Source organism: Thioclava sp. ISO4 (genome assembly GCF_058105145.1).
On sequence record NZ_CM176571.1, the window covers coordinates 3,310,774 to 3,324,517 of the forward strand.

Consider the following 13,744-nt stretch of genomic DNA (forward strand, 5'->3'; position numbering starts at 1 on the left):
CAAGCCAAACGTGACGGAGAAAGCGATGTTCAAGGGATTGGGCGCCATGGGCGACATGGCCAAGATGATGAAGGCCGCCAAGGAAATGCAGGAGAAGATGGGCGAGCTCCAGGAAGAGCTCAAATCCATCGTCGTCACCGGCGAGGCCGGGGCCGGTCTCGTGCAGGCCCGCGCCACCGCGAAGGGCGAATTGACCGGGCTCTCCATCGACCCCTCGATCCTGCAGGCCTCCGAGCAGGAAGTCGTCGAAGACCTGATCCTCGCCGCGATCAAGGACACGCAGGAAAAGGCCAAGTTCCGCGAGCAGGAAGAGCAGAAGCGCCTTCTGCGCGAATTGGGCCTGCCCGAGAACATGGACCTGCCGGTCTGATCCGATGAGCGGCGCGCGCGACGAGATAGAGGCGCTGATCGCCCTGATGGCGCGGCTGCCGGGGCTTGGCCCCCGCTCCGCCCGGCGCGCGGTGCTGCATCTGATCTCGAAACGCGCGCAGCTGATGGGCCCCTTGGCCGAGGCGATGGCGCAAGTGGCCCGCACCGCGCGCGAATGTCAGCGCTGCGGCAATATCTCCACCGCGCCGATCTGCGACATCTGCGAAGACCCCAAACGCGCCACCGGCGAGATCTGCGTGATCGAGGATGTGGCCGACCTCTGGGCGATGGAGCGCGGCCACGCCTTCAAGGGCCGCTACCACGTCCTTGGCGGCACGCTGTCTGCACTCGATGCGATCGGCCCCGAAGACCTGCGCATCCCCGACCTTCTCGAACGCGCCACCGAGGAAGGCATCACCGAGGTGATCCTCGCGCTCAACGCCACCGTCGAGGGCCAGACCACCGCCCATTACATCGCCGAGGCGCTCGAAGGACGCGGCATCGCAGTGACCAGCCTTGCCCAAGGCGTGCCGATCGGGGGCGAGCTGGACTATCTCGACGACGGCACGATTCAGGCGGCGCTGCGCGCCCGCAAAAGCTTCTGATGGGCACCCGGCCCGAGACGGAGGCGCTGCTGCGCGACTGTCTCGGAGACCGGATCGCGACCCGGCCGATGTTCGGCGAATACGCGGTCTATATGGGCGGCAAGACGGTGGCGCTTCTGTGCGACGACACGCTGTTCGTGCGGCAATTGCCCGAGGCCACGCGCTACCTTGAAGACAGCGGCCACGCGCCCGTCACAGGCAAACCCTATCCGCGCGCCAAGGATCACTGGCAGATCGACCCGGACCTCTGGCAAGACACGGAGTGGCTCGCAGGTCTTCTCAGCGTGATCGAGACCTCCCTGCCCGCGCCCAAACCAAAGCGCACACGCAAACCGAAAGCCTAGTCCCCGCGCCCCTTTCGGCTTGGTAAAAATATCCCCGCCGGAGGCATCCGACCTGTGCCGTCCCGATCACCTTCCGGCAAGGGAGCGCCATCGGCGGGTTTGTCGCCATTGAACCCGCCCGCGCCCGCCGTTATCAGTTCTTCAAATCCCCCAACGAGAATTGCGAGCGTCGCCCCGATGATCCGCCTCTATCATGTCGCCCTCTCCCCGTTCTGCCGCAAGGTCCGCCTCACGCTGGCCGAGAAGAAACTCGAGGTCGAACTCGTCGAGGAACGCTACTGGGAACAGCAGCCCGATTTCCTGCGCCGCAACCCGGCGGGCAAGGTTCCGGTACTGAAGATGGACGGCATGATGATGGCCGAGAGCCAGGCGATCTGCGAATATATCGACGAGACCCATACCGACGCACCGCTGATGCCGCGCGATCCCGCCGCGCGCTACGAGGTGCGCCGCCTATGTGCGTGGTTCGACGACAAGTTCAATTCCGAGGTCACCGCGCGGATCATGGGCGAGCGGGTCTGGAAGAAGGTCCGCAAGGAAGGTTATCCGGACAGCAAGACCGTGAAGGCGGGCCTGTCCGCGATCAAGTATCACCTCGATTACATGGGCTGGCTGCTGGAACAGCGCCGCTGGCTTGCGGGCGACGTAATGACGCTCGCGGATTTCTCGGCGGCCGCCCATCTGAGCTGCCTCGACTATATCTCCGACGTCGACTGGAACCGGCAGGAGGCCGTGAAAGACTGGTATGCGAAGATCAAGTCGCGCCCGGCCTTCCGCTCGCTTCTGGCCGATCAACTGCCCGGCATGCCGCCCGCGTCGCAATATGCGGAGCTGGATTTCTGAACGCGCCCCGCGCCTCCATCCGACACCGCCAGTCTCACACCGCGCCGTCCGACCCGTTCGGGCGGCGCTTTTATTTGGTCCTTCGCGAACTTGGCTCACGCAAAGGTGCGCGCCCTGCAAAATTAAAACAATTGATTTAATCATTCGCTTCGCTACCTCAGGAACAGGCCCAAGCCGATCCGGAGCTTGGCCCGGACTGCAAAGCGAGGACTGCCATGCCCCATCCCGTGCTGATCGTGGGGGCCGGCCCGACCGGTCTCACCGCCGCTTACGAACTGGCCCGCCAAGGCGTGCCCGTCCGCCTGATCGAGCGATCCGCAAGCCCCGCGACCACCTCGCGCGCGATCGCGGTTCAGGCCCGCACGCTGGAGATGCTGGCGCAGCGCGGCCTGGCGGACACCCTTGTCGCGCGCGGCGTGCAGACCCGGATCGCGCAGTTTTATGGCGAAGGCGCCCCGCTCTTCCGGCTCGACTTCGCCCATCTCGAGAGCCGCTTCCCCTATATCCTTTTCGTCTCGCAGGTCGAAACCGAGGCCGTGCTCCGCGAGGCTTGCGCAGCCCTCGGAGTGGAAACGGAATGGGACACCGAACTCGTCGCGATCGCCCGCGAGGGCCATGATGCGCAGGCGCGGCCCATGGCGGTGCTGCGCGGCCCGGACCACACGCTCGAAGGGCTGCGCCCCGATTGGGTAATCGCCAGCGGCGGGGCGCATAGCCTGATCCGCCGCACGCTCAATCTGCCCTTCGAGGGAAAATCCGTGGGTCAGGGCTTCGTGCTGGGCGACCAGATAGTCAGCGGCGCGCTCGCCCCCGAGGAGCTGCATGTCTTCTCTTCCAGCGACGGCTTTCTGGGCATGTTCCCCTTAGGCGGCGGACGTTTCCGTCTGATCGCCTCCGATGTCGCGGGCAGCGAACAACCCGATCTTGCAACGCTGCAGCAGGTCTTCGATGCCCGCGCCCATCTGCCTGCGACGCTGCACGACCTGACGTGGTCCTCGCGCTTCGCGATCAATAGCCGGATGGTCGGAACGCTGCGCGTGGGGCGTTTCCTGCTGGGCGGCGATGCCGCGCATATCCACTCGCCCGCGGGCGGTCAGGGAATGAACACCGGCATGCAGGACATGATGAACCTCGGCTGGAAACTCGCGCGGGTGATTGCGGGTACGGCGCTCGACAGCCTGCTCGACAGCTATGAGGCCGAGCGCCTGCCGGTGATCCGCGACCTGCTGCACGGAACCGAGGCGCTGACCGCCAATATGGCCTCGACCTCGCCGGTGCGCCGGATGCTGATCGACCATATCAGCCCCTATCTCGGCAGCCGCGATCTCGTTCAGGAGAAAGTCGCGGCCCGGATGGGGCAGATCGCGATCGGCTATGAGGGCGGAACGCTTTCCGACGGCCCGCATGCGCGCGGCACCATCGCACCGGGCGCACGCCTTCCCGATCCACCGTTGGAGGTGGCCCGCGATGAGGCATGGCATCCGGCCCACGCGCAGGATCTGGTCGATCCGTCGGGGTTCGTCCTGCTCTGCGCGGGGGATGGCCCCGCCCCGCAGAGCCGCTTTGCCAAAAGCCTGAAACTACGCCCCGTCCCCGACCACGCGGAGGCGTTCGCGCAGATCTTCGGCCACGACGGCGCGGCGGTGCTGGTGCGGCCCGACGGCTACGTGGCACTGACCGCGCCGCTTTCCGACGCAGCCCGCGCGGTCGCGGCTTACGCGGAGGCGCATTTCGCCAGCTGACGCGCGCCGCCCCCGCCCCTTGTCTTGCCCGCCCGGCTCCGAAAGGATACGGCGACGATGCGATGCGGGCCGCATCCGTCTCGCGCCGAGGGGGCTCTGCCCCCGCCGGCCTGCGGCGCGGCCCCCCCGGGATATTTGGACCAAGGCGAAGCCATGAGTGCGGAGTTGAAAGCGCGGTTGATAGAGACGGCCCTTGCCGAGGGTTTCTCGAAGGCGCGCATCACCACGCCCGACGCGATCCCGCAGGCAGCCGAGCGGCTGGCCGCCTTCGTGGGCGCGGGGATGCATGGCCAGATGGGTTGGATGGAGGAGCGCATGGGCTGGCGCGGCGATCCGGCGGCGCTGTGGTCCGAGGCGCGCTCGGTGGTGATGCTGGCCGAGACCTACACGCCCGATTACGACCCGCTGGACCTGCTGAAGGCGCGCGATCACGGTGTGATCTCGGCCTATGCGCAGGGCAAGGATTACCATGATCTGGTGAAGAAGCGGCTCAAGCGCGTCGGGCGCTGGTTGCTGGAGCAGGCCCCCGAAGGCGAAGAGATCAAGGTCTTCGTCGACACCGCCCCGGTGATGGAAAAGCCCTTGGGCGAGGCCTCGGGGCTAGGCTGGCAGGGCAAGCACACGAACCTTCTGGCGCGCGATCTGGGCAGCTGGTTCTTCCTCGGCGCGATCTTCACCACGGTAGAGCTGCCGCCCGACGCGCCGGAGATCAGCCATTGCGGGTCGTGCACGGCCTGCCTCGACATCTGCCCGACCGAGGCCTTTCCCGCGCCCTACCAACTCGATGCGCGGCGCTGCATCTCCTATCTGACGATCGAGCATAAGGGGCCGATCGACGAGGAGCTGCGCGCCAAGATGGGCAACCGCATCTATGGCTGCGACGATTGTCTGGCCGTTTGCCCGTGGAACAAATTCGCCGCAGAGGCGCGCGAGGCGCGCTATCACGGCGGCGTCGGCGCGCCGCCGCTCGCGGAACTGGCCGCGCTCGACGATGCGGGGTTCCGGGCGCGGTTCTCGGGCTCGCCAATCAAGCGGATCGGGCGCGACCGCTTCCTGCGCAACGTGCTCTACGCGATCGGGAACTCTGGCGATCCGGCGCTGACCGAGGCCGCGCGCCCGCATCTGGACGATCCCGATCCGGTGGTGGCCGAGGCCGCGCGATGGGCACTCGACCAGCTCGGGCAGGTATCGCGATGAAAACGATTGCCGCGCCCCGCGCATGGCCTATCTGATCGCGGTCATGACACCGGTTACCACCCAGACCCCTCGCCCACTCCTTGGGATCGCGCTGAAGCTCGGCACGGTCACGGGCTTCGTCATCATGCAGGCGCTGATCAAATCGGTCTCCGACCGGGTGCCGCCGGGCGAGGCGGTGTTCTTTCGCTCCTTCTTCGGCATCGTGCCGATCCTGCTGTGGCTGCTGTGGCGCGGTGAGTTGCAGGGCGGGTTGCGGGTGGAGAAACCGATCAACCACGTCATGCGCGGCGTCGTGGGAACCACCGCGATGGCGCTGAGTTTCGCAGCGCTTGCCTTCCTGCCGCTGCCCGAGGCGACCGCTCTGGGCTATGCGGCCCCCCTGCTGACGGTCGTCTTCGCGGCGCTTTTGCTGGGCGAGACGGTTCGGATCTTCCGCTTCTCGGCGGTCGGGTTGGGGATGGTGGGCGTTCTGATCGTGCTCTGGCCCCGGCTGGGCGGCAGCGGGCCGGAAGGCGGCGCGGAGGCGCTTGGCGCGGGGATGGCGCTGGCGGGCGCAACCTGCGCGGCGCTGGCGCAGATCCAGATCCGCCGCATGGTCGGGACGGAGCGCACCTCAGCGATCGTCTTCTGGTTCTCCTGCACCGCCTCGGTGCTCTCGCTCGCCTCCCTGCCCTTCGGTTGGGTCGTGCCGACCGCGTGGGAGGCGACGCTTCTGATCCTCGCAGGGCTGATCGGCGGCACCGGGCAGATCATGCTGACCTCGGCCTATCGCTTCGCCGATGCCTCGCTGGTGGCGCCGTTCGACTACGCCTCGATGCTGCTGGCGCTGGTGATCGGCTATACCATCTTCTCGGAAGTACCGACCCACGCGACCCTCGCCGGGGCCGCGCTCATCATCGCGGCCGGCATCGCGATCATCCTGCGCGAGCATTGGCTGGGGCTGGAGCGCAAGCGCGCGCGCAAGGCCGCGACGCCCCAAGGCTGAGCGCCGATCCGCCTGCGACAAAAAACCTGCCTGCCCCTGCGTCACGACTCAGTCGAACCGTGCTATAGTCCCGCTATCAGAGGCGATGACGAGAGGAGGAAGATATGTCCCGTCACATCATCGACCGCGCCGTACTCAAGGCAGAAGGACCGCGCGTGAAGCGGTTTCTCGAATTGCAACGGCGCGAAGGCATCCACCCGGTGATCAAGGAGCTCAGCAAACGCGGGCGGCCCGACCACGGCGCGCGGATGAAACAGTTCCTGCGGATCGAGCGGGCCGAAGCCACCTGACCATCTGACTTACGCTTGAGCGCTATGAAAACGCGAAAGGGCGTGCCGGGGGGCACGCCCTTCTGTTTTCTCGGCTGAAGCGCGGATCAGGCGCGCACGAGTTTCTCGTAGGTCTCGGCGATGTCGCGGGTCAGCGCGCCGACCTCGAAGTTGAAGTCGCGGATCTGGCTGACGGGCGTCACTTCGGCGGCGGTGCCGGTGAGCCAGCACTGCTCGAACTCGGCCAGTTCGGTCGGCTCGATCAGGCGCTCGTGGACGGTGATGCCCTTTTCTTTCAGCAGGCCGATCACGGTCTGACGGGTGATCCCGTTGAGGAACACGTCGGCCTTGGGCGTGTGAACCTCACCGTCCTTCACGAAGAAGATGTTCGCACCGGTCGCCTCGGCCACGTAGCCGCGCCAATCCATGAACAGCGCATCCGAATAGCCGCGATCTTCGGCGGCGTGCTTGGACATGGTGCAGATCATGTAGAGACCGGCGGCCTTCGCTTCAGCCGGGATCGTGCGCGGATCGGGGCGACGCCATTTCGCGATGTCGAGCTTGGCGCCCTGCATCTTCGCATCGCCGTAGTAATTGCCCCATTCCCAGCCAGCGACGGCGAGACGCACGGGATTCTTGCGCGCCGAGACGCCCATATCCTCGCCCGCGCCACGCCAGGCCACCGCGCGCACATAGGCGTCGGTCCAGCCATTGGCCTTGAGCATGTCGTATTTGGCCTTTTCGATCTCTTCGACCGAATAGGGGATTTCCATGTCGAGCAGTTGCGCCGATTTGCGCAGGCGGGCGGAATGCTCTTCGCCTTTGAAAATCTTGCCGTTGTAACAACGCTCGCCTTCGAAGACGGAGGACGCGTAATGCAGCGCGTGAGTCAGGATGTGGACATTGGCGTCGCGCCACTCCACAAGCTGTCCATCCATCCAGATCTTGCCGTCACGATCGTCATACGAGCCCGACATCTTACTCTCCTTGCAGTCACGCCATTTTACGAATATTGCGCAACTTACGTCCGAAGTGGACACTTTGTTGCGCTAAAACTGTTCTGCGGTAGCAGTTGAGTCTTGGATAGTCAACAAGGCTGACATAAAGTCACGCAAAAGAGAGGGACGATATGGCAGATAGCGGAAGCCCCGGGGGCGAGACACTTCTTTTCCTGACGGACGAGCAATTGCGCAAAGGCATCGAGGCGATGTTCTTCGCCTATCGCGCCTTTACCGCCGATCCTGACCGTTTGCTCGAAGAATACGGCTACGGGCGCGCGCATCACCGCGCGCTGCATTTCATCAACCGCCAGCCGGGGCTGACGGTGACGACGCTGCTCGCGGTTCTGGGCGTGACCAAGCAGTCGCTCAACCGGGTGCTGCGCACGCTGATCGAGGACGGGTTGGTGGAAAGCCGCGTCGGCACCCGCGACAAGCGCGAGCGGCGCTTGCATCTGACCGCTGAAGGGGAAACGCTGGAACGCGCGCTGTCGGAAGCGCAGCGCGGCCGGATGCGCTCTGCCTATCGCGCGGCGGGGCCGCAGGCGGTGGCGGGCTTCCGGCAGGTGCTGGAGGCTATGATGGGCCCCGACTTGCACAAGCTCTATCAAATGATGAAAGACGACTGATGCCCTACTCGGCCGACCCTCATCTCCTTATCGTCGACGATGACGAGCGCATCCGGACGCTGCTGAAGAGCTTTCTGCAGCGCCACGGCTTTCTCGTCACCGCCGCGCGCGACGCGGGCCATGCGCGCGCGCTGCTGTCGGGGCTGGAATTCAGCCTGATCGTGATGGATGTGATGATGCCGGGCGAGGACGGGCTGTCGCTGACCCGCGATCTGCGCGCCAGATCGATCGCGACGCCGATCCTGCTGCTGACGGCGCGCGGCGAGACGCGCGAACGGATCGAGGGTCTGGAGGCGGGCGCAGACGACTATCTCGCGAAACCGTTCGAGCCGAAGGAGCTGCTGCTGCGGATCAACGCGATCCTGCGCCGGGTGCCGCAGGAGACCGAGAGCGGTCCGAAATACCTCTCGCTGGGGCCGCTGAAATACGATCAGGAGCGGGGCGAGCTGTGGGATGGCGATGCGCTGGTGAAGCTGACCGCGACCGAGGTTCAGCTGATGCGCATCTTCGCGACTCATGCGGGCGACGTGGTCAGCCGCACGGAACTGATCGAGGAGCTGGGCCGCGAGCGCGGCAGCGGCGAGGAAGGCGGCGGTGATCGGGCGGTCGACGTCCAGATCACGCGCCTGCGCCGAAAGATCGAGCGCGACCCCCGCGAGCCGCGCTACCTGCAGACGGTGCGCGGTCTGGGCTACCTGCTCGCGCCCGACTGAGCGACATGGCGGCGGCGTATTCCAGCTTGCCCGCCCTCCGCTCGGCCAACGGTCCGAGCCAGATGCAGAGTGATCATCTTCAAAAATGCGAATTTGTTATATGTTTTAAAGGCCACGAATCGCTTTTCCCCAATCGGGAGCGGCAGTTGCGCGTCGAACTTGTCGCGCGAGGGTGCCTTCCCCGGCGCGTATGGCCATTGACCCTGCGTGATCTGTTGCAAGAGCGACAATTTACTGTCCCGCGGGGCAAAATCAGGCGAATGTGTTCTGGACTGACAAATTCGTGATTGGTATGAGAGCGGCCATGTTTGGCGGCACCTCGCGACGTGCCCCGGCACGTCACTATCGGCCCCCTCGCGGGCCCGGGAAGGAGAGACAACGTGTCCCACGCAGATAATAACGCAGGCACCCGGAGGGATTTCCTCTATTACGCCACCGCCGGCACTGGCGCGGTGGTGACCGGCGCAGCCGTCTGGCCGCTGGTGAACCAGATGAATGCCTCGGCCGACGTCAAGGCGCTCTCGTCGATCTATGTCGACATCTCGGGCGTCGAGACCGGCACGCAGCTCACGGTGAAATGGCGCGGCAAGCCGGTCTTCATCCGCCGCCGCACCGAGGAAGAGATCGAACTGGGGCGTGAAGTGCCGCTCGCCGATCTGGTCGACACCTCCGCCGAGAACGCGAACAAGCCGGGCGCCGAAGCGACCGACGAGAACCGCACGCTCGACGAGGCGGGCGAGTGGCTGGTGATGATCGGCGTGTGCACCCATTTGGGCTGCGTGCCGATCGGCAACGGCTCCGGGGACTACCATGGCTGGTTCTGCCCCTGCCACGGGTCGCATTACGACACCGCCGGCCGGATCCGCAAAGGCCCCGCACCGCGCAATCTCGATATCCCGGTGGCCCAGTTCACCGATGAAACCACCATCAAGCTGGGCTGAGGAGGCATTTAAATGTCGGGCATTCCCCACGACCATTACGAGCCCAAGACGGGCTTCGAGAAATGGACGCATAAGCGTCTTCCGATCATCGGGCTGATCTACGACACGATCATGATCCCCACCCCCAAGAACCTGAACTGGTGGTGGATCTGGGGCATCGTGCTGGCCTTCTGCCTCGTGCTGCAGATCGTCACCGGCATCGTTCTGGTGATGCATTACACCCCGCATGTCGATCTGGCCTTCGCCTCGGTCGAGCACATCATGCGCGACGTGAATGGCGGCTACATGCTGCGCTACATTCACGCGAACGGCGCCTCGCTGTTCTTCCTCGCCGTCTATATCCACATCTTCCGCGGCCTCTATTACGGCTCCTACAAGGCGCCCCGCGAGATCACCTGGATCATCGGCATGATCATCTACCTGTGCATGATGGGCACGGCGTTCATGGGCTACGTTCTGCCCTGGGGTCAGATGTCCTTCTGGGGCGCGACCGTGATCACCGGCCTGTTCGGCGCAATCCCGGGCATCGGCGAGTCGATCCAGGCTTGGCTGCTCGGCGGCCCGGCGGTGGACAACGCGACGCTGAACCGCTTCTTCTCGCTGCACTACCTGCTGCCCTTCGTGATCGCGGCGCTGGTGATCGTGCATATCTGGGCCTTCCACACCACGGGCAACAACAACCCGACGGGCGTTCCGGTCCGCACCGGCTCGAAAGCGGAAGCCGAGAAGGACACCCTGCCCTTCTGGCCCTATTTCGTGATCAAGGACCTCTTCGCGCTCGCCGTGATCCTGCTGGTCTTCGCAGCGGTCGTGGGCTTCATGCCGAACTATCTCGGCCACCCCGACAACTACATCGAGGCGAACCCGCTGGCGACGCCCGCACACATCGTGCCGGAATGGTACTTCCTGCCCTTCTACGCGATCCTGCGCGCCTTCACCTCGGACGTCTGGGCCGTGATGTTCGTCAACTGGATCACCTTCGGCATCGTCGACGCGAAGTTCTTCGGCGTGCTCGCGATGTTCGGCGCGATCCTCGTGATGGCGCTGGCCCCGTGGCTCGACACCTCGAAAGTACGCTCGGGCGCCTACCGCCCGATGTTCAAATGGTGGTTCTGGCTGCTGGCGATCGACTTCATGGTGCTGATGTGGGTGGGCGCGATGCCGACCGACGGGATTTACCCCTACATCTCGCTGATCGGCGCGACCTACTGGTTCGTCTATTTCCTCGTGATCCTGCCGCTGCTTGGCCTGATCGAGAAGCCGCAACCGCTGCCGGCGACGATCGAGGAAGACTTCAACCACCACTACGACATCAAATCGGCTGAATGAGTAAGGAAGAGGGACACCAAATGAAACATCTTCTGATCTCTGCCCTGTCGGCGCTGGTGATCGGGGCAAGCGCCCTGACCTCCCCGGCGATGGCGGCCGAAAGCGGCGAAAGCCATGTCGAGGATATCGACTTCTCCTTCGAGGGCCCCTTCGGGACCTTCGACCAACAGCAGCTGCGCCGCGGCTTCCAGGTCTACCGGGAGGTCTGCTCGGCCTGCCACGGCCTGCGCTATGTCGCCTTCCGCACGCTCGCTGATCAGGGCGGCCCGATGATGGACCCGGCCTGGGTGCGCGCCTATGCCGCCGAGTTCACCGTGATGGACAAGGAAACCGGCGAAGAGCGCGACGGCAAAGAGACCGACCACTTCCCGGTCGTCTCGGGCATGGGCATGGGTCCGGACCTGTCGCTGATGGCGAAAGCGCGTGCGGGCTTCCACGGTCCCTACGGTCTCGGCATCAACCAGTTCTTCCGCGGCATCGGCGGCCCCGAGTATATCTACTCGGTCCTGACCGGTTACACCGGCGAAGAGAAGGAAGAGGCGGGCTCGTATTTCTACGGCAACCACACCTTCCCGGGTGGTTGGATCGCCATGCCTCCGCCGCTCTCGGAAGACCTCATCGAATATGAGGACGGCACGCCCGCCACCGTCGAACAGATGGCTCAGGACGTGTCCGCCTTCCTGATGTGGACGGCCGAGCCGAAGCTGGAATCGCGCAAGCGCTGGGGCTTCGTCGCGGTGCTGATGCTGGCGGTGCTGAGCACGCTGCTCTACCTGACCAACAAGAAGCTCTGGGCGCCGCATAAGGGCAAGAAGTTCGACCTGTAAGCCCGGGCTCGACCTGCTAGACTGATGAACGCCCCCTCGCCCGCGAGGGGGCGTTTTCCGTTCTCTGGAGCTGCCCGATGTCCACCCCGCCCCCCGGCTTCGCGCCCCTGCCCGACCCGCCCTATTACGCGGTGATCTTCGCCTCTCTGCCCGGCGCGAGCGATGAGGGCTATGGCGCGATGGCCGAACAGATGGCCGCGCTAGCCGCTCAGCAGCCCGGCTATATCGGAATGGAAAGCGCACGCGATGGAACAGGCTTCGGCCTCACCGTCAGCTACTGGGCCGACGAGGCGGCTCTGATCGCGTGGAAGACGGTGGCGAAGCACCAGCTCGCGCAGCAACTCGGCAAGGATCGCTGGTATCGCCATTACGCCCTGCGTGTCGCCAAGGTCGAACGCCAGTATGACGGCCCCGAGGGGCGCTGAAATTCTCCCTCCGCTGACGCGGCGCAAAGCGTCCGCGCTCTTGGATGTCGCGGACAAGCGGGCTATCTGGGAAGGGACAACAGGAGTAACAATGCCCGACATTTCCGACCTGCCCCATATCAGCCCCGCCTCCCGCGCCCCGCGCCTGTGCGTGCTGATCGACGCCGATAACGTCCCTGCCGGATATGCCGAAGCGATCTTCGAAGAGATCGCCTCGCTGGGCGAAGCCTCGGTGCGCCGGATCTACGGCGACTGGTCGGCGCAGCGCCTCGCGGGCTGGGCCAAGCGCGTGGCCGAACTGGGCCTCGTCGCGGATCAGCAATTCGCCAACACGAAGGGCAAGAACGCCTCCGATATCGGGCTCGTCATTGCGGCGATGGATTTCCTGCATTCGGACCTGTTCGACGGCTTCGTGCTGGTCTCCTCGGACAGCGACTTCACCCGCCTCGCCGCCCGCATCCGCGAGCAGGGGCTGGATGTCTACGGCATCGGCGAACAGAAGACCCCCGAAGCCTTCCGCAAGGCCTGCAAACGCTTCATCTATGTCGAGAACCTCGGCAATGGCGACAGCACCACCGACACCGCCGCCAAGCCCACCTCAGGCAAGACCGGCACCAGCGCCCCGAAAACTTCGGGCGGCAAGCAGGAACCCAAAGCCGCGATCCCGATCATCGTCAACGCGATGAAAGCGATCGGTCTGGAAGAGGAGTGGTATTCGCTGGGCCAGCTCGGCCAGTTCATCACGCAGGCCAACCCGGATTTCGACACCCGCACCTATGGCAGCGCGAAGCTGTCGGATCTGCTGATCAAGACCGGCCGCTTCCAGTTGCAGCGCGGTGAAGGCAATCAGTGGATGGTGCGCGATCTGGCCTGATCAGGCCTTCGCCGCGTAGCGTGCAAGGAACATCGCGACCGCGCCCCGGATCACGCGCTCTTTCTGCTCGCCGGTGAAGCTGTCGCAAATCCCGAACAGAAGCTTGGGGTGCAGTTCCGATTTGCACAGCTCGATGAAGAGGTAGGCCGCAAGATCGATATCGTCGATCACCAGCTCGCCCCGGTCCCCGGCACAGCGCAGGTACTCCATCAGCAACTCATGCACCAGTTCCGGCCCCGCCGCGTAGAAGGCGCGGCCCAGTTCGGGAAACCGCTCGGATTCGGCGACGCAGAGCCGATAGAGCCCCTGGTTGAGTTTGCAGTTCATCGAGTCGACGATCTGCGCGGCGGCAAGCGACAGCACTACCTCGGGGGCGGCGCTGAAATCGATCGTGGCGACCGCGCTGTCGGTCTGCTCCTTGAGCTGCGAGCGCACGACCTCGACGAACATCAGCCGCTTGTCGGGGAAATAGCTGTAAAGCGTGGCTTTCGACACGCCCGCTTCCTTGGCGATGTCATCGACCGAGGCCCCGTCGAACCCGTCGCGCAGAAAGATCGTCCGCGCCCCTTCGAGCACCTGATCGAACTTGCGCCCGCGATTGATCTGATCTGCCTGTGACATCTGCCCTCCGGTCCCGGGCAACCGACCCGGGCC

17 protein-coding genes are annotated in these 13,744 nt (G+C 65.0%); 15 read left to right on the plus strand and 2 right to left on the minus strand.

Annotated elements, in window-relative coordinates; all coding sequences use genetic code 11:
- Positions 1-25: 25 nt before the first annotated feature.
- The 8 genes from AC2TZ7_RS16200 to AC2TZ7_RS16235 all read left to right on the plus strand — a co-directional run bounded on the left by AC2TZ7_RS16200 (position 26) and on the right by AC2TZ7_RS16235 (position 6,375).
- Complete coding sequence (locus tag AC2TZ7_RS16200; RefSeq protein WP_489865002.1) at positions 26-370, plus strand: YbaB/EbfC family nucleoid-associated protein; 345 nt, start codon at positions 26-28, stop codon at positions 368-370.
- A 4-nt stretch (positions 371-374) separates the two neighbouring features.
- Complete coding sequence (gene recR / locus AC2TZ7_RS16205) at positions 375-974, plus strand: recombination mediator RecR (protein WP_078547815.1); 600 nt, start codon at positions 375-377, stop codon at positions 972-974.
- Positions 974-1,318 (plus strand): TfoX/Sxy family protein, encoded by a 345-nt coding sequence (locus AC2TZ7_RS16210; protein WP_489865003.1) that lies wholly within the window; start codon positions 974-976, stop codon positions 1,316-1,318. The genes recR and AC2TZ7_RS16210 overlap by 1 nt, the downstream gene beginning before the upstream one ends.
- 177 nt (positions 1,319-1,495) lie before the next feature.
- On the plus strand, positions 1,496-2,161 hold the full coding sequence (fzlA, locus tag AC2TZ7_RS16215; RefSeq protein WP_098411549.1) for an FtsZ-binding protein FzlA: 666 nt from the start codon (positions 1,496-1,498) through the stop codon (positions 2,159-2,161).
- A gap of 215 nt (positions 2,162-2,376) precedes the next feature.
- The gene (locus AC2TZ7_RS16220; protein WP_489865004.1) at positions 2,377-3,903 is read left to right on the plus strand and encodes an FAD-dependent oxidoreductase; all 1,527 of its coding nucleotides are present in this window, start codon (positions 2,377-2,379) and stop codon (positions 3,901-3,903) included.
- Positions 3,904-4,056: 153 nt separating this feature from the next.
- Complete coding sequence (queG, locus tag AC2TZ7_RS16225; protein WP_489865005.1) at positions 4,057-5,100, plus strand: tRNA epoxyqueuosine(34) reductase QueG; 1,044 nt, start codon at positions 4,057-4,059, stop codon at positions 5,098-5,100.
- Positions 5,101-5,122: 22 nt separating this feature from the next.
- Positions 5,123-6,085 (plus strand): DMT family transporter, encoded by a 963-nt coding sequence (locus AC2TZ7_RS16230; RefSeq protein WP_489865006.1) that lies wholly within the window; start codon positions 5,123-5,125, stop codon positions 6,083-6,085.
- A 104-nt stretch (positions 6,086-6,189) separates the two neighbouring features.
- Positions 6,190-6,375: a hypothetical protein gene (locus tag AC2TZ7_RS16235; protein WP_489865007.1), complete on the plus strand. Its 186-nt coding sequence runs from the start codon at positions 6,190-6,192 to the stop codon at positions 6,373-6,375.
- A gap of 86 nt (positions 6,376-6,461) precedes the next feature.
- On the opposite strand, the gene AC2TZ7_RS16240 is transcribed toward AC2TZ7_RS16235, so the two are convergent.
- Positions 6,462-7,331: a branched-chain amino acid aminotransferase gene (locus tag AC2TZ7_RS16240; RefSeq protein WP_078547823.1), complete on the minus strand. Its 870-nt coding sequence runs from the start codon at positions 7,329-7,331 to the stop codon at positions 6,462-6,464.
- A 152-nt stretch (positions 7,332-7,483) separates the two neighbouring features.
- On the opposite strand from AC2TZ7_RS16240, the gene AC2TZ7_RS16245 reads away from it, so the two are divergent.
- From AC2TZ7_RS16245 to AC2TZ7_RS16275, 7 genes are all read left to right on the plus strand, one after another.
- Positions 7,484-7,981, plus strand: a complete 498-nt coding sequence (locus tag AC2TZ7_RS16245) for a MarR family winged helix-turn-helix transcriptional regulator (protein WP_075775697.1) — start codon at positions 7,484-7,486, stop codon at positions 7,979-7,981.
- Positions 7,981-8,694, plus strand: a complete 714-nt coding sequence (locus AC2TZ7_RS16250) for a response regulator (RefSeq protein ID WP_098411553.1) — start codon at positions 7,981-7,983, stop codon at positions 8,692-8,694. Before AC2TZ7_RS16245 ends, AC2TZ7_RS16250 begins: the two co-directional genes overlap by 1 nt.
- Before the next feature lie 380 nt (positions 8,695-9,074).
- Complete coding sequence (gene petA, locus AC2TZ7_RS16255) at positions 9,075-9,635, plus strand: ubiquinol-cytochrome c reductase iron-sulfur subunit (RefSeq protein WP_098411554.1); 561 nt, start codon at positions 9,075-9,077, stop codon at positions 9,633-9,635.
- Positions 9,636-9,647: 12 nt separating this feature from the next.
- A complete protein-coding gene (gene petB, locus AC2TZ7_RS16260; RefSeq protein WP_489865008.1) occupies positions 9,648-10,964 on the plus strand; it encodes a cytochrome b in 1,317 nt (438 codons plus the stop codon).
- Between the two features lie 20 nt (positions 10,965-10,984).
- Positions 10,985-11,791, plus strand: a complete 807-nt coding sequence (locus AC2TZ7_RS16265) for a cytochrome c1 (RefSeq protein WP_489865009.1) — start codon at positions 10,985-10,987, stop codon at positions 11,789-11,791.
- A 77-nt stretch (positions 11,792-11,868) separates the two neighbouring features.
- Positions 11,869-12,216, plus strand: coding sequence for an antibiotic biosynthesis monooxygenase family protein (locus AC2TZ7_RS16270; RefSeq protein ID WP_489865010.1), 348 nt, complete (start codon positions 11,869-11,871; stop codon positions 12,214-12,216).
- Positions 12,217-12,307: 91 nt separating this feature from the next.
- Positions 12,308-13,090 carry an NYN domain-containing protein gene (locus tag AC2TZ7_RS16275; protein WP_489865011.1) on the plus strand — a complete coding sequence of 261 codons (783 nt, stop codon included), beginning with the start codon at positions 12,308-12,310 and terminating at the stop codon, positions 13,088-13,090.
- On the opposite strand, the gene AC2TZ7_RS16280 is transcribed toward AC2TZ7_RS16275, so the two are convergent.
- Positions 13,091-13,711, minus strand: coding sequence for a TetR/AcrR family transcriptional regulator (locus AC2TZ7_RS16280; protein WP_489865012.1), 621 nt, complete (start codon positions 13,709-13,711; stop codon positions 13,091-13,093).
- Positions 13,712-13,744 lie beyond the last annotated feature (33 nt).